16 protein-coding genes are annotated in these 23799 nt (G+C 71.0%); 9 read left to right on the top strand and 7 right to left on the bottom strand.

The genetic code is table 11. The features are described 5' to 3' along the window. Nucleotides 1–40 precede the first annotated feature (40 nt). From AC0IW9_RS13880 to AC0IW9_RS13890, 3 genes are all read left to right on the top strand, one after another. The gene (locus tag AC0IW9_RS13880) at nucleotides 41–1585 is read left to right on the top strand and encodes a glycosyltransferase family 39 protein (RefSeq protein WP_471648855.1); all 1545 of its coding nucleotides are present in this window, start codon (nucleotides 41–43) and stop codon (nucleotides 1583–1585) included. Between the two features lie 67 nt (nucleotides 1586–1652). Continuing rightward, the gene (locus AC0IW9_RS13885; RefSeq protein ID WP_471648856.1) at nucleotides 1653–2594 is read left to right on the top strand and encodes an SMP-30/gluconolactonase/LRE family protein; all 942 of its coding nucleotides are present in this window, start codon (nucleotides 1653–1655) and stop codon (nucleotides 2592–2594) included. 13 nt (nucleotides 2595–2607) lie between these two features. Then, complete coding sequence (locus AC0IW9_RS13890; protein ID WP_471648857.1) at nucleotides 2608–3384, top strand: fumarylacetoacetate hydrolase family protein; 777 nt, start codon at nucleotides 2608–2610, stop codon at nucleotides 3382–3384. Here AC0IW9_RS13890 and AC0IW9_RS13895 read toward each other — a convergent pair. The 3 genes from AC0IW9_RS13895 to AC0IW9_RS13905 are packed head-to-tail and all read right to left on the bottom strand — an operon-like array spanning nucleotide 3376 to nucleotide 7111. Next, the gene (locus AC0IW9_RS13895; RefSeq protein ID WP_471648858.1) at nucleotides 3376–4728 is read right to left on the bottom strand and encodes a tetratricopeptide repeat protein; all 1353 of its coding nucleotides are present in this window, start codon (nucleotides 4726–4728) and stop codon (nucleotides 3376–3378) included. The two genes, AC0IW9_RS13890 and AC0IW9_RS13895, sit on opposite strands and share 9 nt — an antisense overlap. Nucleotides 4729–4742: 14 nt before the next feature. Beyond that, nucleotides 4743–5996, bottom strand: a complete 1254-nt coding sequence (locus tag AC0IW9_RS13900) for a hydantoinase/carbamoylase family amidase (RefSeq protein WP_471648859.1) — start codon at nucleotides 5994–5996, stop codon at nucleotides 4743–4745. Beyond that, a complete protein-coding gene (locus AC0IW9_RS13905) occupies nucleotides 5993–7111 on the bottom strand; it encodes a CaiB/BaiF CoA transferase family protein (RefSeq protein WP_471648860.1) in 1119 nt (372 codons plus the stop codon). The genes AC0IW9_RS13900 and AC0IW9_RS13905 overlap by 4 nt, the downstream gene beginning before the upstream one ends. 70 nt (nucleotides 7112–7181) lie before the next feature. Here AC0IW9_RS13905 and AC0IW9_RS13910 point away from each other — a divergent pair, with 70 nt between their 5' ends. Genes AC0IW9_RS13910 through AC0IW9_RS13920 form a run of 3 tightly spaced genes read left to right on the top strand, consistent with a single transcriptional unit; the run spans nucleotide 7182 to nucleotide 10655 of the window. After that, complete coding sequence (locus tag AC0IW9_RS13910) at nucleotides 7182–8171, top strand: Bug family tripartite tricarboxylate transporter substrate binding protein (protein ID WP_471648861.1); 990 nt, start codon at nucleotides 7182–7184, stop codon at nucleotides 8169–8171. 15 nt (nucleotides 8172–8186) lie between these two features. Beyond that, complete coding sequence (locus AC0IW9_RS13915; protein ID WP_471648862.1) at nucleotides 8187–9191, top strand: NADPH:quinone oxidoreductase family protein; 1005 nt, start codon at nucleotides 8187–8189, stop codon at nucleotides 9189–9191. Between the two features lie 9 nt (nucleotides 9192–9200). Next, nucleotides 9201–10655: an MDR family MFS transporter gene (locus tag AC0IW9_RS13920; protein WP_471648863.1), complete on the top strand. Its 1455-nt coding sequence runs from the start codon at nucleotides 9201–9203 to the stop codon at nucleotides 10653–10655. A 4-nt stretch (nucleotides 10656–10659) separates the two neighbouring features. Here the strand turns inward: AC0IW9_RS13920 and AC0IW9_RS13925 are convergent, their stop codons facing one another. From AC0IW9_RS13925 to AC0IW9_RS13935, 3 genes are read right to left on the bottom strand one after another with little or no spacing between them, the layout of a single operon-like run. Then, a complete protein-coding gene (locus AC0IW9_RS13925; protein ID WP_471648864.1) occupies nucleotides 10660–10992 on the bottom strand; it encodes a DHCW motif cupin fold protein in 333 nt (110 codons plus the stop codon). Continuing rightward, complete coding sequence (locus AC0IW9_RS13930; protein WP_471648865.1) at nucleotides 10989–14081, bottom strand: efflux RND transporter permease subunit; 3093 nt, start codon at nucleotides 14079–14081, stop codon at nucleotides 10989–10991. Before AC0IW9_RS13930 ends, AC0IW9_RS13925 begins: the two co-directional genes overlap by 4 nt. Before the next feature lie 21 nt (nucleotides 14082–14102). Further along, nucleotides 14103–15224 (bottom strand): efflux RND transporter periplasmic adaptor subunit, encoded by a 1122-nt coding sequence (locus tag AC0IW9_RS13935; protein ID WP_471648866.1) that lies wholly within the window; start codon nucleotides 15222–15224, stop codon nucleotides 14103–14105. A 305-nt stretch (nucleotides 15225–15529) separates the two neighbouring features. On the opposite strand from AC0IW9_RS13935, the gene AC0IW9_RS13940 reads away from it, so the two are divergent. The 3 genes from AC0IW9_RS13940 (at nucleotide 15530) to AC0IW9_RS13950 (ending at nucleotide 23168) form a co-directional block, all read left to right on the top strand. Then, nucleotides 15530–20632: an MG2 domain-containing protein gene (locus AC0IW9_RS13940; RefSeq protein WP_471648867.1), complete on the top strand. Its 5103-nt coding sequence runs from the start codon at nucleotides 15530–15532 to the stop codon at nucleotides 20630–20632. A gap of 116 nt (nucleotides 20633–20748) precedes the next feature. Next, nucleotides 20749–22677, top strand: a complete 1929-nt coding sequence (gene pbpC, locus AC0IW9_RS13945) for a penicillin-binding protein 1C (RefSeq protein WP_471648868.1) — start codon at nucleotides 20749–20751, stop codon at nucleotides 22675–22677. Continuing rightward, nucleotides 22674–23168, top strand: coding sequence for a YaiI/YqxD family protein (locus AC0IW9_RS13950; RefSeq protein WP_471648869.1), 495 nt, complete (start codon nucleotides 22674–22676; stop codon nucleotides 23166–23168). The genes pbpC and AC0IW9_RS13950 overlap by 4 nt, the downstream gene beginning before the upstream one ends. A gap of 387 nt (nucleotides 23169–23555) precedes the next feature. Here the strand turns inward: AC0IW9_RS13950 and AC0IW9_RS13955 are convergent. Continuing rightward, a partial coding sequence (locus AC0IW9_RS13955; protein ID WP_471648870.1) for a hypothetical protein occupies nucleotides 23556–23799 on the bottom strand: 244 nt, incomplete at its 5' end.

The raw sequence follows: 23799 nt of genomic DNA on the forward strand, positions 1-23799 counted from the left end.
TGCGCAAGCCCCATCCTCCAGGTCCGGCACGAGCGCGCGCATGACGGTTCCCTCTTCGCGTTCCCGGGCCTTGCTGACCCGCGCCGACAGCATCATGGGCGTGCTGGCGATCCCGCTGGTGATGCTGCTGGCCTCGCTGCTGCTGCGGGCGCTCGGCTTCATCATCGCGGTCATCGATACGGATGAGGGGTTGTACCTCGTCCAGGCCCAGGCCTGGCTACGCGGCGACTGGCCGCTGGTCGCGGTCTGGGACATGCATCCGATCGGTGCACCGGCGATGTATGCGCTGGCGATGTGGATCTTCGGCGAAAGCATCGCCACCATCCGGCTGCTCGGCGCCGTCTGCGTCGCCGCTGCCGCCTGGGCGATCTATGGCGTGGTCCGCGCCACCGGAGCGCCGCGCGGCATCGGCCTGGCCGCCGGGCTGGTCTATGTCGCGCATAGCCTGCGGATGGGCGGCCTTGCCACCAATACCGAAATCCTCTTCGCCCCGATGGTGGTCACCGCCATAACCCTCGGCACGCTCGGCGCGGTGGAGGCCCTGCGCCGGTCCTGGGCACCGCGCTGGTCGGTGCTGGTGGCCATGGGCATGGCCATGGGCTGCGCTTTGGCGATCAAGCCGGTGATGGTCGCCGAGGGCTGCCTCGCCTTCGCTTTGCTGGTGTTCCCGGCTTTCTGGCGTGGGCTGCTGCCCTGGCGACGGGCTCTAGGGATGGCCGCTGCCTATGCCGGGCTCTGCGCCCTGCCGACTGGCTTCTTCGCCCTGCTCTACTTCCTGCGCGGCGATCTCGCAGCCTTCCTCGACGGCACCTTCCTGGCCCCGTTGCGCTATTCGCATGGCCGCATGGGGCTGGTGGAGGCCTTCCATCAGATCCTGGTGGAATTCCTCACCCTGCTCTGGCCCTTCCTATTGTCCGGACTGGCCTTGGCGACCGGGCTGACCCGGTCCGGGGCGCGGGGCCTGCTGACGCGCGTCGGCCTGCTGTGGTTCGTCGCCGGCAGCATCGGCGTCGCCTCGCCGGGCTTCTTCTACCCCCATTACTTCCTGATCTGGCTGCCGCCGCTCGCCATCCTCGCCACGCTGGGCTGCTGGCGCCTGGCGCGGCTGCTGCCGCCGGCGAAGCGCGCCTTCGGCTTCAGCCTGCTGATCGCTGTGGTGATGATCGGCTCCTGGCGCGCCGATGCAACGGCGCGGATCGAGCGCGGCATCGGCATCTTCGCCGCCGATCCGGTGCGGGAGGTAACCAGGATCATCCGCGCCAGCCTCAAGCCCGGCGAGACCATCTTCATCGCCAATTACCACCCGGTGATCTATGCCCTGACCGATGCGGCGCTGCCGACGCGCTTCATTTTCCCTGCCCAGCTCACCGGGGAATTCACCCAGGTGGCGGATATCGACACCGATGCGGAAGTCGCCCGCATCATGGCGACGAAGCCACGCTTCGTGGTGGTGGACCGCGGCTGGTGGCCGCGCATGCGCGAAAGCGCCGCCGCCATCATCACCCAGGTGCTGGAGAGCGACTATACGGTGGTCGCCGAGGTCGATGAGGACCGCGGCCCGATCGAGATCTGGGCACCGAAATAGCCCCCGGGGTTGCCAACCGGCCACGCTGGGGCATGATCCCGGCCAAATCGAGCGGGGGAACCACGGCATGAGCGGCACCGAATTGCGAATCCTGGCGGAAGGCCTGCGCTTCCCCGAAGGCCCGGTGGTGATGCCGGACGGCAGCATCGTGCTGGTCGAGATCGCCGCCGGCACCCTGACCCGCGTGGCACCCGACGGCACCAAATCAACCGTGGCGACGCCGGGTGGTGGCCCCAACGGCATCGCCCTCGGCCCGGATGGCAAGATCTTCTGTTGCAACAACGGCGGCTTCCTCTGGCACGAGGAGGCGGGGCTGATCCGTCCTGCCGGTGTGCCGGAGGACTACAGCGGCGGCCGGATCGAGGTGATCGATCCGGCGACGGGCAGCGTCACCCGGCTCTACGACCGCTGCGGCGAACACAAGCTGAAGGGTCCGAACGACATCATCTTCGCCCCCAAGGGCAGCCCGGGCGAGGGCGGCTTCTGGTTCAGCGACCTCGGCAAGGTCCGGGCGCGGGACCGCGACCATGGCGGCGTCTATTGGGCGGCCACCGATGGCTCACGCATCGTCGAAGCCGCCTTCCCGATCTTCGGCGGCGCCAATGGCATCGCCCTCTCGCCCGATGGCCGCACCCTCTATGCCGCCGAGACCGAGACCGGCCGGCTCTGGGCCTGGGACATCGAGGGACCGGGCGTGGTGCGCAAGGACCCCTGGCCCTCCTCGAACGGCGGCCGGGTGATCTGCCAATTCCCCGGCTACCGCCGGCTCGACAGCGTGGCGCCGACCGCGGCCGGCAATATCTGCGTCGCCACGCTGGTCAGCGGCGAGATCACCACCGTCTCCCCCGCGGGCGAGATCCTGCGGGTGGTGAAGATGCCGGAACGCATGCCGACCAACATCTGCTTCGGCGGACCGGACATGCGCACCGCCTACATCACGCTCTCGACCACCGGCAAGCTGGCGGCGATGGAGTGGGACGAGCCGGGACTGGCGCTGCCCTTCGGCTGATGGAGTGAGTCGGATGACGCTTTGGGTTCGCTTCGCGCGGGATGGCGCGACGGGTTTCGGCACGCTGGAGGGCGGGAGCATCGCCGTTCATGCCGGCGACATGCTGGCCGCGCCCAGCCCCACCGGCGAGACCCTGCCGCTGGCCTCGGTGCAGTTGCTGGCGCCGGTCACCCCCGGCGCCTTCATCGGGCTCTGGAACAACTTCCATGAGGCCGCGGCGAAGCAGGGCAACGCCATCCCCGAGGTGCCGCTGTACTTCCTGAAGAACAGCCGCAGCATCATCGGCCCCGGCGCGGCGATCCATCCGCCCGTCGGCTACAGCGGCAAGGTGCTCTACGAGGGCGAGCTCGGCATCGTCATCGGCCGCACCTGCACCGCGGTGGATGAGGCGGCGGCCGAGGCCGCCATCTTCGGCTTCACCGTAGTGAACGACGTGACGGCACTCGACCTGCTCACCGCCGATGCCTCCTTCCCGCAATGGGCCCGGGCCAAGGGCTGCGATACCTTCGGCCCCATCGGCCCGGCCATCGCCACCGGCCTCGACTGGTCCGCCGTGCGCGTGAAGGTGGCGTTGAACGGGCGGGTCCGGCAGGACTACCCGGCCAGCGACATGATCCTGCCGCCGGCCCGCATCGTCTCGCTGATCTCGCGCGAGATGACCCTGCATCCTGGCGACGTCATCGCCTGCGGCACCTCGGTCGGGGCGCTGCCGATGCGGCCGGGGATGACCGTCGCGGTCACCATCGACGGCATCGGCACACTGGAGAATCCCTACGCCCCGTCAGTGTGAGACGGCACGCGCGGCGGCCGCATAGCCCACCCTCCGCTCGGGCGGCACCACATGCCGCCCGGCGACGCGTTCCAGCAGCAGCCGCGCATCCTCGGTGGACCCGGCCTTCATCGCCGCATGCAGGAACAGCTGCTCCAGCACGTCCTGCTGCGCATGACTGCCGCCCAGCGCATACATCCCGCCAAGCGCCGGCCGCATCGCCGCCACCGCCCCCGCATGGTCGCCCTGGCCATGCTTCATCACCGCCTCGCAGACCGGCAGCGCGTAGCGCGCCACCAGCGGTGCATTGGTCCCATGATTGGCCCCGGCGAATTCCCGCATGCCGTCCAGCATCCGCCGCGCCGCATCCCAGCGCCCGGTCGCCGCCAGCGCCATCATCCAATGCGGCAGGGTGAAGGCCGAGAGGCAGTCGCCGATCCGCGCCTCCGCCTTGTCGGCAAGCTCCACCCAGCGATCGCCTGGATCGACGCCATGCAGGCCGAGGCGGAACAGCATGGAGGCCGCATTCTGCACGTCGATGTAGAGATCCGGCTGCATCTGCGTCACCGGACTGTTTAGGTCGCGGAAGCGAGTGTCGTACAGCGACAGCACCTGGTCATGCTCGCCGCGTTCCATGTGGTACATCGCCCGGTGCCACCAGAGGTGATGCATCAGGTTGTTGCCGCCCTCCCAGTGCCGCTCGAGCCCGGCGACCCAGGCGATGCCCTCGGCCCGACGGCCCTGCATCTCCAGCACATGCGCGACGGCATGCGCCGCCCACAAATCGCCGGGGTCGAGTTCGATCGCCGCCCGCCCCGCTGCCTCGGCCACGGTATAATTGCCCGCCTCCTCATTGGCGAAGCCGCGACAGGCCAGCACGCTGCCGAGGCCCGGATCCCCGGTGCCCCAATGCGGCACCAGGCCTTCCACCGCGGTCAGCATCGCATCCGCCCGGCCCATCCAGAAGGCGCAGAAGTGGTGCAGCCGGAAGGCCAGCAGATCGTGCGGATGCTCGGTGAAGATGCCGGACCAGATGGACAATGCCCGGTCCATCTCGCCTTCCGCCCAGGCGGTGAGCGCCGCGACATGCGCCTTCTCGCGCGGCGTCGCCTTCTCCGTCAGCTTTTCGGCCAGTGCCGCGCTCTCCCGTGCCGCCGGCACGAAGCTGGATTTGTAGGCCAGCATGGCGAAGCTGCCCTTCAGCACATGCAGCATCCCGCAGTCCGGGTCCACCTGCAGCGCCGCCTTCAGCCGCAGCGAGGCATCGGCCCGGTACTTCAGGTAGCCGGCCATAGTATTGTCGAAACCGGCGACCGCTTCGGCGGAGTTGGCGGTCAGGGTCAGGCCTTGGGCGTCTTTCAGCATGGTCCCTCTCCCGTTCAGGCCGCACGCTCGGCCAGGAACAGCGCCAGCACGCCGGTCGCGGCGAGCAGATCGTCCGTCTCCATTGCCTCATGCGGATTGTGGCTGCCATTGGCGTTGCGGACCAGCAGCATGGCGGTCGGCACCCCGGCGGCGGCGAAATTATTGGCGTCGTGGCTGCCCGGGCTGTTCAGCCGCGGCGCCGCCAACCCGAGCTTTCCCGCGGCCTTGGCGAGGCCGGCGATGATCCCGGGATCCATCGCGCCGGGGGCAGCGGCGCTCCGCTCGCCGAGATCGATGGTCACGTCCCGCGCCCGCCCCACCTCGGCCGCGATTGCCTGGAGCCGCGCCTCGAGCTTCGCCAGATGCGCCGGGTCATAGGCACGAAGATCGAGGCTCAGCTCGAACTGCCCCGGCACCACCGTCATCGCATGGCGGTCGGCCAGGGTATGGAAGCGGCCGATCGTCACCGCCATGGGCCGCCCAGCGCGATCCTCCTCCAGCCAGAGCCGCTCCAGCGCCAGGGCGAATTCCGCGCCGGCCAGGGCGGCATCCCGGCGAAAGCGGTGCGGCAGGCCGGTATGCGCATCCTCGCCGGTGATGCGGATGCGCGGGTGCCGGACGTTGCCCGGATTGGCGAGGCAGATGGCCACCGGCTGCCCCGCCTCGATCAGCTGCGGCGCCTGCTCGATATGCACTTCCAGATAGGCGCCGAGCCGCTTCGGGTCGCGCAGCGGCACCCCCGCCGCCAGCCGCGCCGGATCACCGCCGCAGGCCGCGATGGATTGCCCGAGCGTCAGCCCGCTGCGGGCATGCGGCAGGTCGAGCGCCCCGGCCGGCAGCCGCGCCAGCAGGCTGCGGCTGCCGATCAGCCCGAGGCCGAACCACACCGCCTCCTCGCAGCGCAGCGCCATCACCTCGATGCCGGCGCGCGGCCGGACGCCGCTGGATTGCAGCGCCGCCACCGCCGCCAGCCCGGCGATCACCCCCGCCGCCCCGTCGAAATTGCCGCCCTGGACCACGCTGTCGAGGTGGGAGCCGACCACCAGCGGCGCCGCCTCGGGGTCGGTGCCGGACCAGCGCATGGTCAGGTTGGCCCCGGCATCGAAGGAACATTCGAGGCCCAGCCCCGCCGCCGTCTCGGCCAGCAGCGCCATCGCCTCGTTCTCGCCGCGGCCATAGGCCTCCCGGGTGATGCCCGGCGGATCGACGCCGATCCGCGCCACGCCGTCGAGCAGGCTCTGCACCATCGGCCGCTGCGCGGCGATCAAAGCCCCAGCTCCGCCAGCACCGCATCCGTATGCTCGCCGAGCGCCGGCGCCGGCACGCTCCAGGCGCCGAGCCCCGGCAGCTTCGGGAAGGGCAGCGTCCCGAGGCCCGGCTGCGCCAGCGGCACCGCCGCGCCGACCACCTGCACATGCGGGTCGGCCAGCCAGTCGAGCGGGGTATTCACCAGGTCACAGAGCATGCGGGCGGCCTTGAAGCGGGTCGCCCAATCGGCGGCGGTGCGGGTGGCGAAGGTTTCGCGCAGGGTCGGCAGCAGCGCCTCCCGGTGCTCGGCCCGTGCCGGGAAGCTGGTGAAGCGGGGGTCCTGCGCCAGTTCCGGGCGTTCCAGGATTTCGCACATGGTGATGAATTCCGGGTCGCGCAGCAGCGCCACCATCACCCAGCGGCCGTCGCTCCCCTGGTAGGTCCCGGCCGGCACATTGGCCAGTGGCGGTACCCGGCCGAGCAACCCTTGTTCCGCGATGTTGAAGCCCATCAGCGCCGCCGCCGCCTGCATCAGCGAGACATCCAGCACCCGCGGCTTCGGCGCCGCGCCCGCATGCCGGTCCAGCGCCTGCTCGGCCAGCGCTGCCTGCACCGCGGCGAAGGCGGAGATGCCGGTGACCATGTCGACCATCATGACCTGCCCGGTCCGGTGCGGCACGCCGTCCATGCCCTGGTTCAGCGCCACCATGCCGCTGAAGGCCTGGGCCACGCTATCGGTGCAGGGACGTTCGGAATTGGGTCCCTCCTGGCCGAAGCCGGAGATGCTGAGAAAGACCACATCCGGCTTCCCCGCCGCCGGCACCACGCCGATCCGCTTGGCGACGCCCGGCCGGAAGGCCTCCAGCATCACGTCGGCCCTGGCTGCCAGGGCCGCGAAGGCCGCCCGGCCTTTCTCGTCCTGCAGATCCAGCATGATGCTGCGCTTGCCGCGGTTGAAGGTGACATGCATCACGCTCTGCGTGCCCTCCCGCGTCGAGAGACCGCGCGACCAGTCCCCGGCCGGTGGCTCCACCTTCACCACATCGGCGCCGCAGGAGGCCAGCAGGGTGGCGCAATACGGCCCGGCGATGCCCTGGCTGGCATCCAGCACGAACAGGCCCTTGTATGGTTGCATGACATTTCCCCCGACCGCCTAGGCGCCTATCCTGCCCGGAACGCCGATCGAGGGAAGGGATGTTCGCCATATGAGGATCACACGCCGGCTTGCCATGGCCGGAATGGTGGGGGCACCGCTCACCCGGGCGAGTGCCCAGGATCGTACCCAGGATCGTACCCAGGACTGGCCTACGCGTCCCGTTCGTTTCGTCGTGCCCTATCCCCCCGGCGGTCCCACCGATATCCTCGGCCGCGTCGTTGCGCAGCGGCTCTCCCAGGATCTTGGCCAGCCCATGGTGGTCGAGAACCGGGCCGGCGCGGCCGGCCTGATCGGGGCCGAGGTGGTGGCGCGGGCGGCGCCGGACGGCACGACCTTCCTGATGAATGCCTCCAGCCACGTGATCGTCCCGCATCTGGTCCCCACCATGCCCTTCGATGCGGTGGCGGATTTCGTGCCGGTCACCAACATGGCCCTCGTGCCGATGGTGGCCGTGGTGAATCCGGCGCTGCCGGTGCGCAGCATCGTCGAACTGATCGCCTATCTGAAGGCCAATCCCGGCAAGGTCTCCTACGGCTCCTCCAGCAATGGCTCGGCGCTGCATCTGGCCGGGGAGATGTTCAAGCTGATGACCGGCACCAACATGGTGCACATCCCCTATCGCGGCGGTGGCCCGGCGGTGCAGGACCTGATCGCCGGGAACATCCAGGTCATGTTCGACAGCATCCCCTCCAGCGCCGCCGCCGTCCGCGGCGGGCTGCTGCGCCCACTGGCCGTCACCACCGCCACCCGCGCCGCCGCCTACCCCGATCTGCCGACGGTGGCCGAAGCCGGGGTGCCGGGCTTCGAGATCTCGACCTGGTACGCCATCTGGGCGCCGCCCCGCACCCCCGCGCCCATGGCCGCCCGGCTGCAGCAGGCCGTCGCCGCCGCGGTGGCCGTGCCGGAGGTGCGGGAACGTCTGGCCGTCCTCGGCGCCGACCCGGTCGCCGATACCCCGGCCGAATTCGCCGCCTTCTGCGGCCGCGAATATGCCCGCTGGGGCAAGCTGGTGCGGGATGCCCAGGTGAAACTGGACTGAGATGAGGCTCATCTGATGCGCGCTGTCGTCTGTGAATCCTGGCGTGAATTCGACGCGCTCGAACTCAAGGATATCCCCCCACCGCCGCTCCGCCCCGGCAGCGTCCGGATCAAGGTGGAGGCAGCCGGCGTCTCCTTCGCCACCCAGCTGGTCGTCGCCGGCAAGTACCAGCGCAAGCCGCCGCTGCCCTTCACCCCCGGCACCGAGGTCGCCGGCACGGTGCTGGAATCGGCGCCCGACGTCGCCGATCCGCTGCCCCCCGGTACCCGCGTCTTCGCCGTGCTCGACTGGGGCGGCATGGCCGAGGAAGCCGTGGCGGATGCCATCCATGTCACCGCCATCCCGGATGGCCTGCCGCTGGATGCGGCCGTCGCCATGCCGATCAGCTACCCGACCGCCGGCTCCGCCCTGATGTGGCGGGCTCATCTCTCGCCGGGGCAATGGGTGCTGGTGCATGGCGCTGCGGCCGGCGTCGGCCTCGCCGGGGTCGAGATCGCACGCGCCCTGGGCTGCCGGGTCATCGCCCGCTGCGGCGCGGCCAAGCGCGGCGTGCCGCTCGCCCGCGGCGCCGACCTGGTGCTGGACAGCGCCCTGCCCTTCCGCGACGCGGTGCGGGAGGCGACCGGCGGCGCCGGCGTCGCCGCCATCCTCGACACCCTCGGCGGCCCGGTCTTCGACGAGAACCTCCGCTGCCTCGGCGATGGCGGCACCATGGTGACCATCGGCTTCGCCGCCGGCGGCATCCCGCAGCTGCCGCTGAACCTGCTGCTGCTGAAGAACATCGCCGTGGCCGGGCTGAACTGGGGCACCTATGTCGGCTGGTCCCCGGGCGACAACCGCGCCCTTCACGCCCCCCGCGCCCGCGCGCTCTGGGCGCAGCTGGTGGATTGGTGGGCGGCCGGCGCGCTGCGGCCGGAGGTGCATGCCAGCTTCCCCTTGGGCCAGTTCCGTGAGGCCATGGCGGAAGTCAGCAGCCGGCGCGCCAGCGGCCGGGTGGTACTGAGGCCCGGGGAGGCGTAACCTGACGGCATGACCGATGCCGGCGCGCCGCCCCCCGCGCTTCTCCCGCCTCTCAAGGCCGATCCCCGCGTCATCGCGGCCATCGTCGCCAGCGCGTTGTTCATGCAGAACCTGGACAGCGCGGCGGTCACCACCGCCCTGCCGGCGATGGCGCTGGACATGGGGGTGGACCCGGCCCGGCTGGGCGCCGCCATCACCTCCTACCTCGTCGCCCTGACCGTCTTCATCCCCGTCTCCGGCTGGGTGGCGGACCGGTTCGGCGCCAAGCGCGTCTTCATGGTGGCCATCGCCATCTTCACCCTGGCCTCGGTCCTGTGCGGCCGTGCCGATACCGTGCCGGAGATGATCGGCGCCCGGATCTTCCAGGGCCTCGGCGGCGCCATGATGGTCCCGGTCGCCCGCCTGCTGCTGCTGCGGCAGATCCGCAAGGAGGAAATGCTGAGCGCCATGGCCTGGCTGACCATGCCGGCGATGATCGGCCCGATCAGCGGCCCGCCGCTGGGTGGCTTCCTCACCGATACCTTCGGCTGGCGCTCGGTCTTCCTCATCAACGTGCCGATCGGCATCCTCGGCCTGGCGCTGGTCGCCTGGAAGATCCCGCATGTCCCGCCCGGCGACCCCGGCCCGCCGGACCGCCGCGGCCTGGTGCTGATCGGCCTTGCCCTGGCGCTGTTCATGTTCGGGCTGGAAACCCTCGGCCGCCATGTCGTGCCGGCCGGAATACCGGAGGCCGGGTTGGTGCTCGGGCTGATGTTCGGCTGGGCCGCCATCCGCCACTGCCGGCAGACCCCGCGCCCGGCGCTCGACCTGTCGCTGCTGCAGATCCGCACCTTCAGCCAGGGGACGCTTTCGGGCAGCCTGTTCCGGATCGGCGCCGGGGCGACACCCTTCCTGGTACCCATGATGCTGCAGGTCGGCTTCGGCAAGACCGCGTCGGAGGCCGGCCTCGTCTCCTTCGCCACCGCCCTCGGCGCCCTGGCAATGAAGCCGCTGGCCCGGCCCATCCTGCGCCGCTTCGGCTTCCGCACGGTGCTGATCGGCACCTCGGTGCTGGCCGCCGCCGGGATCGCGGTTTCCGCCGGCTTTACCCCGGCCTGGCCGCTATGGCTGATATTCGGGCTGCTGGCCTTCGGCGGGCTGTTCCGCAGCCTGCAGTTCACCGCGCTGAACACCCTGTCCTTCGCCGATGTCCCCACCGGCCGCCTCTCGGCCGCCACCAGCTTCTCCGGCACCGCCCAGCAATTGGCCCCGGCGCTCGGCGTGGTGCTGGCGACCACCAGTCTCGAGATCAGCACCTCGCTGGCCGGCCATCACGTCGCCACGGTGCATGACTTCTCGATCGCCTTCCTGGTGGCTGCCGCCGTCGTCGTCGCCTCCTGCCCCTTCTTCATGCGGCTGTCGCCGGATGCGGGTGAGGAGGTCAGCGGCCATCACTCCGGCACGGCCAAGCAGGCCGCCGAATAGCGCCTCAGTCGACGATGAAGAGCTTTACCCCGGTGCGGGTCGAGGACCGGTGCGGCTCATCGCCGAAGTCGGAGACCTGGTAGCTCATCCCCGGCGTCAGGGTGAAGCGGCGGCCGTCCTTCAGCTCCGTCTCCAGCTCCCCCTCCAGCACCAGCAGCACATGGCCGCGGTCGCACCAGTGGTCGGCCAGATAGCCTGCGGAATACTCCACCTGCCGCACCCGCAGGTCGCCGATGTTTAGGGTCCGCCACAGCGCCTCCCCGGTCTCGCCGGGATGGCGCGTCGGCGCCACGCCCGACCAATCGGTGACGGTGAAGGGGAGTTCGGGGATCTTCATTCTGCGGGTGCTGCCTCGATCGGGGCCATCCGCCGCTTGAAGGTGAGCTTCCGCGCCAAGCTATCGAAGCCCAGGTACAGCACCGGCGTGACGAACAGCGTCAGCACCTGGGATACCGCCAGGCCGCCGACCACCGCAAGGCCCAGCGGCTGTCGCAGCTCGGCCGCCGCGCCCCAGCCGGCGGCGATCGGCACGGCACCCGCGCCAGCCGCCAGGGTCGTCATCAGGATGGGACGGAACCGCACCAGGCAGGCCTCCCGCACGGCGGTGAAGGCGGGCACGCCGGATCGCTGTCGCTGCAAGGCCACGTCGACGATCATGATGGCGTTCTTCTTCACCAGCCCGATCAGCAGCAGCACGCCGATCACCGCGATCACGGACAGGTCCAGGCCGAACACATAAAGCGTGAGGAAGGCCCCCAGCGCCGCCGCCGGCAGGCCGGACAGGATGGTCAGCGGATGGATCAGGCTTTCGTACAGCACGCCGAGCACGAGATAGACGATGGCGATCGCCGCCAGCACCAGCGCCCCCTGGCCGGCCAGCGCCTGCTGGAAGACTTGGGCCGCGCCGGAGAAGCCGGTGACGATGGTCGGCGGCATGCCCAGCTCCCGCTCGACTTCGCGGATGGCATTCACCGCATCGCCCAGCGCCACCCCCGGCGGCGTGTTGAAGCCGATGACCACCGCCGGCAGCTGCCCCTGGTGGGAGACGTTCAGCGGCCCCGATTTCCGCTCGATATTGGCCACGGCCGACAGCGGCACCAACCTGCCCGTCACGGAACGGATATACAGCTTGGCCAGCCCGGTCTCATCCCGCTGGTCCTCCGGCAGGGCCTCTAAGATGATCTGATAGGCATTGGCCTGCCCATACAGCGTCGAGATCTGCCGCGCCCCGAAGGCCGAGAACAGCGCCTGCCGCACCGCATCCACCGAGACGCCGAGCGAGGTCGCCCGGTCCCGGTTGACGTTCACCTGCACCACCGGACTGTCGATCTGCAGGTCGGTATTCACGTCCTGCAGGACCGGGATCTTGACCAGCCGCTCCTCCATCCGCTGCGCCCAGTCATAGAGCTCATCCAGTCGCAGGCCCTGCAGCGAATAGAGATACAGCGTCCGGGTCTGACGGGAGCCGAAGTTCAGGTTCTGGATCGGCTGGATGAAGACCCGCAATCCGGCGATCTGGCTGACGTCCCGCCGCAGCTGCTGGATCACCGCGGTGATCCCCGGCCTTTCGTCGGCCGGCTTCAGCTCGACGAACATGCGGCCCTGGTTGATCGAGATGCTGCCGCCGGTCGCGCCGATGTTGGAGACCACATTCGCAACCGCAGGCGATTCCCGCAGCTTGGCAGAAAGCCGGCTCTGCATTTCGACCATGGCGGCATAGGACGCCCCACGCGGACCTTCGGTATTGATGGTCAGCAGCCCGGTATCCTCGATCGGGAAGAAACCCTTCGGGATGACCACCGCCATGTAGCCGGCGGCGCCGAGCGAGGCGAAGAAGGCGATCCAGACCAGGAAACGGAACTTCAGGGCGAAATCCAGCATGGCCGCGTAGCCGCGCTCGATGGCGCTCAGGAAGCGCTCCAGTACCCGCTCCACCAGCCCCGGCTTGGCATGCGCCGGCAGGCGGGAGGCCATGAGCGGCGTCAACGTCAGCGAGACGATGCAGGAGGCGATGACCGAGAGGCAGACGGTCGCGGCGAAGGCGTTGAAGACCCGCCCCACCACCCCGCCCATCAGCAGGATGGGCAGGAAGACCGCCACCAGGGAGATGGTAATGGACAGCACGGTGAAGCCGATCTCCCGCGAGCCCTTGATGGCCGCGGGGATGGGCGCCATGCCCTCCTCCATGTGCCGCATGATGGCTTCCAGCACGACGATCGCATCATCCACCACCAGCCCGACCGCGATGGTCAGCCCCAGCAGCGTGACGTTGTCGATGCCGTAGCCCAGCACGTACATCAGCCCGAAGGCGACGCAGAGGCTGATCGGCACCGCGATGGTCGGGATCAGCGTGGCGCTGATGCGGCGCAGGAAGATGAAGCAGACCAGCACCACCAGCCCGATGGCGATGGCTAGGCTCTCCTGCACGTCATGCACCGCGGCGCGGATCGACCGCGACCGGTCCAGCATGACGTTGATCTTCGCGCCGGGCGGCAGCGCCGCCTCCAGCGCCGGCAGGCTGGCCTTGACGCCATCCACCACGTCGACGGTATTGGCATCCGGCTGCCGCAGCACGGCCAGCACCAGGGCGCGGTCGTCGTTGCGCCAGGCGGCGATGCGCTCATTCGCTACGCCATCCGCGACGGAAGCGATCTCGTTCAGCCGTACCGGCGAATTCGGCCGCCCCGCGACCACCAGGTTGCCGAAGGCCGCGGCATCCTGCGGCTGATCATTGGCGCGCAGGGTCAACTGTTGCCGCTGGCCGTTCATCAAGCCGACCGGCGTCGCCGAATTCGCCTGGGCGATGGCCTGCTGCATGGTGTCGAAGGCAAGGCCCATGGCAGCGATCCGGTCCGGGTCGAGCCGCACGCGCACGGCGTAGAGCTGCTCGCCATAGACCTGCACCTGGGCCACGCCCGGCACCCGCGACAGCGCCGGGGAGACGATGGTGCTGACCAGATCGTTCAAATAATACAGTGGCTTGTCGCCGCCCGAGATGGTCAGCAGCACCACCGGCGCATCCGCCGGGTTCACCTTCCGGTAATTGGGCGGCACCAGCATATCCACAGGCAGGCGCCGTTGCGCCCGGGTCAGCGCCGCCTGCACATCCTGCGCCGCCGCATCGATGTTCTTGGTGAGCACGAACTGCACGGTGATCTGCGAGGTATCCTGCCCGTTGATCGAGCTCATGGAATCCACCCCGGCGATGGTGGAGAGCTCCCGCTCGATCGGCAGGGCGACGCTGGTCGCCATGGTTTCCGGGCTGGCGCCGGGGAAGTTGGCGAAGATGGTGATGACCGGAAAGTCGACCCGCGGCACCGCCGCCACCGGCAGCCGCGTATAGGCGATGATGCCGGCAATGATCGCCGCGACGGAGAGCAGCCCGGTCATCACCGGGCGGCGGATGCAGAGTTCGGAGATGTTCATCCTGGCCGCTCCCGCTCTCGGTTACTGGACGCTGGAGACGCGCTGCGGCGCATTGCGCTCGACCGCCCGGGTCCCCTCGGTAACGCGCTGGGCGCCATCGACGATCACCTTCTCCCCGGCCTGCAACTCGCCGGTCACCACCGCCCGGTCGCCGGCGATCCGCACCAGTTCGACCGACCGCTTGCGGGCGGTATTGTCGGCGGCAAGCACGAAGACGAAGCGTCCGGTCTGCCCGGTCTGCACCGCCGGGCCGGCCACCGTGATGGCATTCTCCTGCACCCGCGGGGCCATCCGCACCTGAACGTACTGCCCCGGCCAGAGCCGGAAATCGCCATTGGTGAACCGGGCCTTCAGCAGGATGGTCCCGGTCGTCGTATCCACGGCGCTATCGACGAAGACCAGGCTGCCCTCCGCCGGTTCGTCGGTGTCGCCCTCGGCCCGGACCCTGACCTTGGGCGGGTCCCGGTACATGGCGGCGCGCACCTCCGGCAGCCAGCGCTCCGGAATGGCGAATTGCACCAGGATGGGATCCATCTGGGTCAGCGTGGTGATTGCCGTCACCTCCGCCTGCCGCACGAAATTGCCGGCGCGCAGCGGAATGGCGCCGAGCCGGCCATCCATTTCCGCGGTAATGGTCGCGAATTCGATGCTGAGCTTGGTCTGCTGGATCAGCGCCTCGGTCGCCTTGGCATTGGCCGCCGCCGCCAGGGCATCGGCCTGGGCCTGCTCGAACCGCTGCTGGGACGCGAAGCTTTCCCCACGCAGGGACTGGTAGCGCTGGGCATCGGCCTGGGTGCGGGACTGCTGCGCCCGGTTGCTGGCCAGCTGGGCTTCCTGCTGCGCCAGGATCGCCTGGTTCAGCCGCGCATCCAGGGTGAACAGCGGTTGGCCGCGGCGCACCAGCTGCCCTTCGGTGACATGCACCCGCTCGATCTGCCCATCCACCCGCGTCCGGATGGTCACCACGGATTCGGAGGCGACGATGCCATTGGCGATCACCTCGATGGGGACCGGCCCGACCCGGACCGGGTCGGTGGTGACCGGCACGCCGCCACCCTGGGCCAGGGCCGGGCCAGCCGACCCCATGGCCAGCAGGGCGGCGATCACGAGGCGCCGCAAGCGCGGCAGGTGGCGTCGCGTCATTCGTCTCGGTTCCCTTGGCCGCGGCTGCGGCACGTCGCCCACCCTTCGGGCGGCAGGCCATGGATACATATACGGCGAAATATCATGCCGCCCACACGGTTGGATGGAATTGAGCCGGTCGACCGTCCCGATCCGATCACACTTCGGGCTAGAGCCATACATGCAACCATCGTGCCATGTGCCGCCGCCATGCCGGGTACGCAAGGGCTGCATGCTCTGGATCAAGTCTCCCTGATCCTCTTCATCCCTTTGCAGCGCTGGGTATGCCATGCTGCCTTGTCCCAAGACCATGAAGGCTCCGCTGCATGCGCCTTATCCTCCTGCTGATCGGTCTCCTGTTCGCGGTGCCGGAGCTGAGGGCCCAGGGCTTCGACCTGCCCGGCCTCTCGAATGATGCCGAAGCCTGGCAGCGCGACCTCGGCCGCCGGTTCCCCGCCGGAGCGACCGCCCAGCAGAAGGCCGCGGCCGAGCAGCGTGCGTCTCAGGCCGAACGCACCAACAACTGGGCCGCCGCCGCGGCGGCCTGGGAGGAGCGGGTCGCCGGCGGCGATCCCCGGCCGGAACACTGGCTCAGCCTGGCCCGCGCCCAGCTGCAGAAGACCCCGCCCGATGCCAACCGCGCCCTGCAGGCGGCCTGGCTGAATTTCCAGGTCGTGCCGGCCGGTGAGCCGGAGATTCCGGCACTGCTGCTCATTGCCGATGCATTGCAACGCCTGGAGCGGCCGGCCCAGCAGATCCAGGCCCTGAACGCCGTGCTGGAGCGGGCGCCGAACAACCCGCGCTATCGCCAATTGCTCACCGATGCCCGCCGCGCCGCCGGGCTCCTCATCGCCCGCATCAATACCGAAGCCGAGGCCGAGCCGGCCCGCGCCTGCCTGGCCTTCACCGTCCCGCCGGCCCGCCGCACCGACTGGCAGCCGCAGGACTGGGTGCGGGCCGAACCCGCCATCCCCGGGATGGCCGTGCTGCGGGAAGGCGACCAGATCTGCGTCGTCGGCCTGCCCAATGGCACCACCACCCGCCTGCTGCTCCGCGCCGGCCTGCCCGGGGAAGACGGGCTCCGACTCAACCGGGACACCACCCTGCGGGTCGCCATGCCCAACAAGGCGGCCAGCATCATCTTCGATGCCAGCAGCTTCCTGCTGCCGCGCGGCCAGGCACCCCGGGTCGGCCTCGCCACCATCAATATCTCCACCCTCGCCCTGCAGGTCGTCCGCGTGACGGAGCGCAACCTGGTCCCCTTCGGCCGCAGCAATTGGACCCCCGGCCAGGCCCTGGACAGCTGGACCGCCGACGACATCCCCGACACCTGGGGCCGCACCATCTGGGAGGGCCGGATCGAGCTGCCCCGCTTCGAGGCCAATCGCCTGCAGCGCCATGTCGTCCCGTTGCCGGACGTGCTGCGCAGCGCCGGCCCCGGCCTTTATGCCCTGGTGGTGAAGCCGGCCGATGGCTCCCGCGGCCGCGCCGCCGCGCTGCCCATCATGGTCACCGACCTGGGCCTGACCGCCTGGCGCAGCGCCCAGGGGCTGGCCGCCCAGGTTCGCGGCCTGGGCGCCGGCCTGCCGCTGGCCGGTGCCGCGGTTCGGCTGATGGCGACCAACAACGATATCCTGGCCGAGACCACTGCCGGCCCGGATGGGCTGGTCCGCTTCGCCGCCCCCCTGCTGCGCGGCACCGGGCCGATGGCGCCCAAGGCGCTGCATGCGACGCTCGGCGATGACTTCGTCCAGCTCGACCTCGAAGCGGCCGCCTTCGACCTCTCCGACCGCGGCGCCACCGGGGCCGAGCATCCCGGCGCCATCGATGCCTTCCCCTGGCTGGACCGCGGCATCTACCGCCCCGGCGAGACGGTTCAGGCCGCCGCCCTGCTGCGCGACGGCGGCGGCGCCCCGCTGGATATCCCCGCCCGCTTCAGGGTCCGCCGCCCGAATGGCAGCGTCTATGCCGAGGCCGTCCCGGCCCGCTCCCCCGGCGCCGCCATCCTCTGGGCCATCCCCATCAGCAGCAGCGCCCCGGCCGGCGTCTGGACCCTGGAAGTCCTGGCCGACCCGGCCGCGCCACCGGTCGGCAAGGTCGAATTCCGCGTCGATGCCTTCGTCCCGGAACGGCTGGAGGTGAAGGCCGGCCCGGCCCCCGGCCCCCTCGTCCCCGGCCGGGTCCTCGATCTGCCGATCACCGCCCGCTTCCTCTACGGCGCCCCTGCCGCCGGGCTGACCGGCAGCGCGGAGCTGCGCCTGCAGGCGCTCCGCTCCCCCTTCGAGCAGCACAAGGACTTCCTGTTCGGCCTGGTCGACGAGGAATTCGCCCCCGACCTGATCCCCTTCGACATCGAGGCACTGAACGACCAGGGCACCGGCAGCCTCGCCGTCTCCCTGCCCCGCGCCCCCGATACCACCCGCCCGCTACGCGCCGAATTGGCCATCGAGATCGACGAGCCGGGTGGCCGTGCCTCCCGTACCAGCATCACCCTGCCGGTCCGCGCCGCGCAGCGGCTGATCGGGGTGAAGCCGCTCTTCCCCGACCTCGCCATCGATGCCGGCACCGAGGCCGGCTTCGAGGTCATCGCCCTCGATGCCGATGCCAACCGCGTCGCGGCGCGGCTGCGGGCGAAGCTGGTCCGGGAACGCCCGGACTGGCGCATCGTGACCCGCGGCGGCACCCCCCGCTACGAGACGGTCTGGCGCGATGAAGCGGTGGACAGCGCCGACCTCGCCGTCGCCGCGACCGGCACCACCCGCTTCGCCCGCCGCCTGCCCTTCGGCCGCTACCGGCTGGAAGTGGCCGACCCCGGCGGCATGGCCATCACCTCCATCCGCTTCCGCAGCGGCTGGGCCGGCGGCGAGACGCCGGAGGTGCCGGACAAGGTGGATGTCTCCGCCGACCGCCGCGACTATGCCCCCGGCCAGACCGCCCGCATCCGCATCACCCCGCCCTTCTCCGGCCCGGCCAGCCTCGCCGTGCTGACCGATCGCCTGGTCTCCCTCCAGGACATCCAGGTCGCCGAGGGCGGCACCGAGGTCGAGATCCCGATCGACGCCGCCTGGGGCCCCGGTGCCTATGTCGCCGTCACCGCCTTCCGCCCCGGCGAAAGCCGCCAGGGGCATCCCGGCCGGGCGCTCGGCCTGACCTGGCTGCAGATCGAGCCCGGCTCCCGCCGGATCGAAGTCGCCATCGGCACCCCGGACCGCATCACCCCACGCCAGCAGCTTGCCGTCCCGGTCCGCCTGACCGGGGCGGGTGATGGCGCCACCCTGACCCTGGCCGCGGTGGACGAGGGCATCCTCCGCCTCACCCGCTTCGCCTCGCCCGATCCCATCCCGCACTTCATGGGCCGCCGCCGCCTCGCGGTGGATATCCGCGACGACTACGGCCGGCTGATCCCGCCGCCCGAAGGCGAGCTTGCCGCCCTCCGCCAGGGCGGCGACGAGTTCAGCGTCGGCAGCATCGAGATCCCGCAGCGGACCGTGGCGCTGTTTTCCGGCCCGGTTGCCGTCGCGCCGGACGGCACCGCGACCGTCACCCTCGACATCCCCGATTTCGCCGGGGAACTGCGGCTGATGGCCGTCGCCTGGGCCGGCAACCGCATCGGCGCCGCCAGCAAGCCGCTGACCGTCCGTGACCCTATCATCGCCGAGGCCCTGCTGCCCCGCTTCCTCGCCCCCGGCGACGAGGCGCGGCTGCCACTGCTGCTGAGCAACCTCGACCTGCCCTCGGGCGAGGTCACCGTCACCTTGGCGACGGAGGGCGCCATCGCCCTCGCCGGCCCCGACCGCATCGCCATGACCCTGGCGCCCAATGCCCGCGCCCTGCCGGCCAGCGCCATCCGCGCCACCGCCGCCGGGCAGGGCGTGCTGCGGCTGACCGTCGCCGGACCCGGCGGCTTCACCGCCAGCCGCGAAAGCCGCATCACCATCCGCTCCTCCCGTCCGGTGACGACGGAGGTCGCGTCCCAGGAAATCCCCGCCGGGCAGGAGCGGCCCCTGACGCTCGCCGCCGAGCGCTGGGTCGCCGGCAGCTGGCGCGCCACCGCCCGCTTCGGCGGGCCGACCCGCTACGATGCCGGCGGGATGCTCCGCCTATTGGAGACCTACCCCTTTGCCTGCCTCGAGCAATCGGCTTCCCAGCTGCTCGCCTTCGCCTCCGGCGCCGTGGATGGCGTCGCCGGGGAGGAACGTGCCGCCCGGCTGCAGCGCGCCGTCGAATGGGTGCTGAACAAGCAGCGCTTCGACGGCGGCTTCGGCCTCTGGTCCGCCCAGGGCGAAATCCAGCTCTGGACCGGCGCCTATGCGACCGAGGCCCTGCTCCGCGCCCGCACCGCCGGCGCCGCCGTGCCGGAAGCCGCGCTGGAAGATGCGCTGAAGTCGCTGGCCGAACAGATCGAGCTCACCACCGATACGCCGGAGGAGCGCGCCGCCCAGGCCTATCGCCTGCATGTCCTGTCGCTGGCAGGGCGCCCCCGGCTCGGCGCTGCCCGCCGCCTGCTGGAGGAGATCGACCAGCTCCCCACCCCGCTGGCCAAGGCCCAGCTCGCCAGCGCCTTCGCCAAGGCCGGCGACCGTCCCCGCGCCGAGGCTGCCTTCGCCGCGGCACTTGCCAGCCCCGCCCGGCGGCCCTGGGTCTATGACTACGGCAGCGCTGCCCGGGATTCCCTGGCCATCGCCGCCCTGCTGAAGGAAAGCGGGTTGCTGCCCGACCGGCTGAGCACCGCTCAGGCCGCCCTGCCCGGGCCGGAGCTGACGCCGCAATCCGCCAATACCCAGGAACAGGCCTGGGGCGTGCTGGCCGCGGCCGCACTCGGCCGGGATGGCCGGCCGGTGCGGGTGGCGGTGAATGGCACCAACCAGGCGCCGGCGCCGGTACTCGCCGTCTCGCTCGCCGCGCCCGGCACCGTCCGCAACCTCAGCGATACCGCCGTCTGGGGCAGCGTCTCCGTCACCGGCATCCCCGCCACGCCGGCCCCGGCGGGGCGCGGCGGCATGCGGATCAGCCGGAAATTCTTCGACCTCGCCGGCCAGCCGCTCAACCTCGATACCCTCAAGCAGAACACCGTCTTCGTGCTGCTGCTGGAGGGCAAGGCGGAGACGCACGAGACCCATCGCGCCATCGTCCAGCAGGGCCTGCCGGCCGGCTGGGAAATCATCGGCCGCCTCGCCGCCGGCGAAGTGGCCGGGATGCCCTGGCTCGGCACCCTGACCGAGACAGAGGCGACGCCGGCGCTGGACGACCGGCTGGCGGCGGCGATCGAGCTGACGCCGGAGGCACCCGACTTCCGCCTCGCGGTCCGGCTGCGCGCCGTCACCGCCGGACGGTTCGAGCTGCCCGGCGCGCAGGTGGAGGACATGTACCGGCCGCAGGTCTTCGCACGGCAGAATACCGGGCGGGTCGCGGTCCTGCCGGCGGATTGATGGGGAAGGAAGAAAGCACGGGGGAAGGCATTCCCGTTCGACGCAGTGCGTCGAACCCCCCTTCGCTTTCTCATAGAAATAGATGGGGGTCTTGGGGGAATACCTTCCCCCAAGTCTTGCTTCTTGCCTTGCTGGTCTTTGCCCTCGACCGCGCCTTCCCCCCCAACCTCGCCCGCCTGCAATCCACCGGCACCGAGCTGCTGGCCCGCGACGGCCGCACCCTTTCGGTCCTGCCCGCCCCCGGCGGCGTCTGGCGCCTCGCCACCACCACCGCCGATGTCCCGCCGCATCTGCTGGACCTGCTCATCACCGCCGAGGACCGCCGCTTCCGCCACCACCCCGGCGTCGACCCGCTCGCCCTGGCCCGTGCCGCCGGCCAATGGCTCCGCGCCGGCCGCGTCGTCTCCGGTGGCTCCACCCTCACCATGCAGGCCGCCCGGCTGCTGGAGCCGCGGCCGCGGACACTGCGCAGCAAAGCGATCGAGATCCTTCGCGCCCTCCAACTCGAAGCCCGCTACAGCAAGGACGAGATCCTCGGCATCTGGCTGACCCTGGCGCCGATGGGCGGCAACATCGAAGGCGTCCGCGCCGGTGCGCTCGCCTGGTTCGCCCGGCCCTCGGCCCGGCTGGACCCCGCCGAGGCGGCCCTGCTGGTCGCCATCCCGCGCCGGCCCGAGGCACTGCGTCCCGACCGCCATCCGGACCGCGCCCGCCTCGCCCGCAATGCCCTGCTGACCGGCCGCGCCTCCGGCGCCCAGGGCATCACCGCCGCCGATACCGACTATGCCCTGACCACGCCGGTCCCGGTCGCCCGCCAGCCCATGCCGCGCCTGGCGCCGCATCTGGCCCGCGAGTTGGCCCGCGGCACCACGCCACCCCGCATCGCCAGCACCCTCGACCTGCCCTTGCAGCGCGCGGTGGAAGACATCGCCGCCACCGCCCTGCTGGCCCTGCCGGATCGCGCCTCGCTGGCCATCCTCGTCGCCGATGCCCGCGCCCATGAAGTCCGCGCCCTCTATGGCGGCGAATTCGGTGCCCCCGGCCGGGCCGGCGCGCTCGACCTGACGCGCGCCATCCGCTCCCCCGGCTCTGCCCTCAAGCCCATGCTCTATGCCCTGGCCTTCGAGGCCGGGATCGCCGCACCCGAGACCCTGCTCTCCGACCTGCCCCGCCGCTTCGGCAGCTATGCGCCGGAGAATTTCGACCGTGGCTTCGCCGGTCGCATCACCGTGGCGGATGCCCTGCGCCAGTCGCTGAACCTGCCCGCCGTGGCGCTGCTGTCCGAGCTCGGCCCGCTCCGCTTCGCCTCCGCCCTCAAGGCCGGCGGTGCCACGCCCCGGCTGCCGCCCGGCACCGATGCCTCGCTGCCCCTGGCCCTCGGTGGCCTCGGCATCACCCTGCGGGAGATGGCAGGGCTCTATGCGACGCTGGGCAACGGCGGCCTATCCAGCCCGCTCCGCCTCACCCCCGGCCCGGATGCCGAGCCCCGCCGCGTCTTCGAACCCCGCGCCGCGGCCCTGGCCGCCGCCATCCTGGTGAATCCCTTCCCCAGTGGCGGCCCCGCCGGCATCGCCTGGAAGACCGGCACGAGCTGGGGCGGCCGGGATGCCTGGGCGATGGGCATCGACCGGCACCACGTCGCCGGCATCTGGGTCGGCCGGCCGGATGGCACGCCGCTGCCCGGCGCGACCGGCGCCCGTACCGCGCTGCCCCTGCTGGCCCGGGTCTTCGAGCGTCTGCCGCCTGCCCCGCGCGAGGCCCTGCCCAGCCGTCCCGCCACCACGCCCGGGCTGGCGGAGGCGCTGGATCGCCTCCGCCTTACCTTCCCGCCGCCCGGCGCGGTGCTGGATGAATCGGGCGCGCATGTGACCCTGCGCGCCACCGGCGGCCAGCGCCCCTTGACCTTCCTGGTCGATGGCCGCCCTTTGCCCGCCGAACCGGCCAAGCGCGAAGCCGCCTGGGTGCCTGAGGGCCCCGGCTTCTACCGCGTGACGGTGCTGGATGCGGCAGGGGCCGCGGTAAGGGCGGAGGTCAGGGTGCGATGACGACACTCTTCATCGATGGCGACGCCTGCCCGGTGCGGGAAGAAGCCTTCCGCGTGGCCACGCGCCTGGACCTGCCGGTGAAGGTCGTCGCCAACGGCAGCCGCCCGGTTCGCCCACCCGGCTTGCCCAACGTGGAAATGGTCCTGGTCGCCGAAGGCGCCGATGCCGCCGACGACTGGATCGCCGAGCGCGCCGGGCGCGGCGATGTCTGCCTGACCGCCGATATCCCCCTCGCGGCCCGATGCCTGGCCAAGGGGGCCCGGGCCCTGTCCTTCAAGGGACGCCCCTGGACCACCGACAATATCGGCGGCGCCATCGCCGGCCGCGCTGTTTCCCAGGGCTTGCGGGACATGGGACAGATGACCGGCGGCCCGGCACCCCTGACCAAGGCGGACCGGTCCCGCTTCCTGGCCGCGCTGGATGCCGAGATCGCCGCAGCCCAGCGCGATACGGCAGCGCCGCCGCCCCGCAAATGGGTTTCCTTCGAATAGGCCGAAGGCGCGAGGGGGCTCCGCGATCGGCGCCGTCTACGGCGCCGAAGGCCGGCGTGTTTCCACATGCGGTGCCGGCACCGGCGTCCCCGGCGGCGTCAGCTGCCGGGACAGTTCATTCAGCTCCTGCAATTGTCGCCGGTCCCGCTCCGCCTCAGCCGAATCGCCCTGGGGCCGGACCTGCCGCTCCACCTCGCCACTCGGGAATTGCCGTCCGCCAAGGCTTGGCGGCGACGAGTTCATAGGCCGCTCCGGCGTTGCAGCCGGCTGGGCGAAGGCAACCCCCGTCAGCAGGCCCAATCCACAGGCCGCCATCATCGCAAGGCGCGTCATCAAGCGGTTTCCTCCTGCTTCCGGTGACCACCAACGCCCCTGGGGCAAGGTCGTTCAGGAACAGCCCTGCCGGCCGAGCCTTTGCTGGGCCAGCCGCAGCGAGAAGCCTGCCCGGTCCAGCAGGCGGCGAAGTCGCTCCAGGCTCGCCTCCGCCCGGACTTCCTCGGCGATTCCGGCCGCTTCCTGCAGATGCCCTGCCACCTGGCGGCACCCGCAGCCGCCCAGGGTCGCTGCCGCCTCGGTCAATCGGTCGGCCGCGCTGCCCCCGGCCTCCCGCCCCGCCGATAGCGAACCGGCC

This window comes from Belnapia sp. AC561, assembly GCF_979252845.1.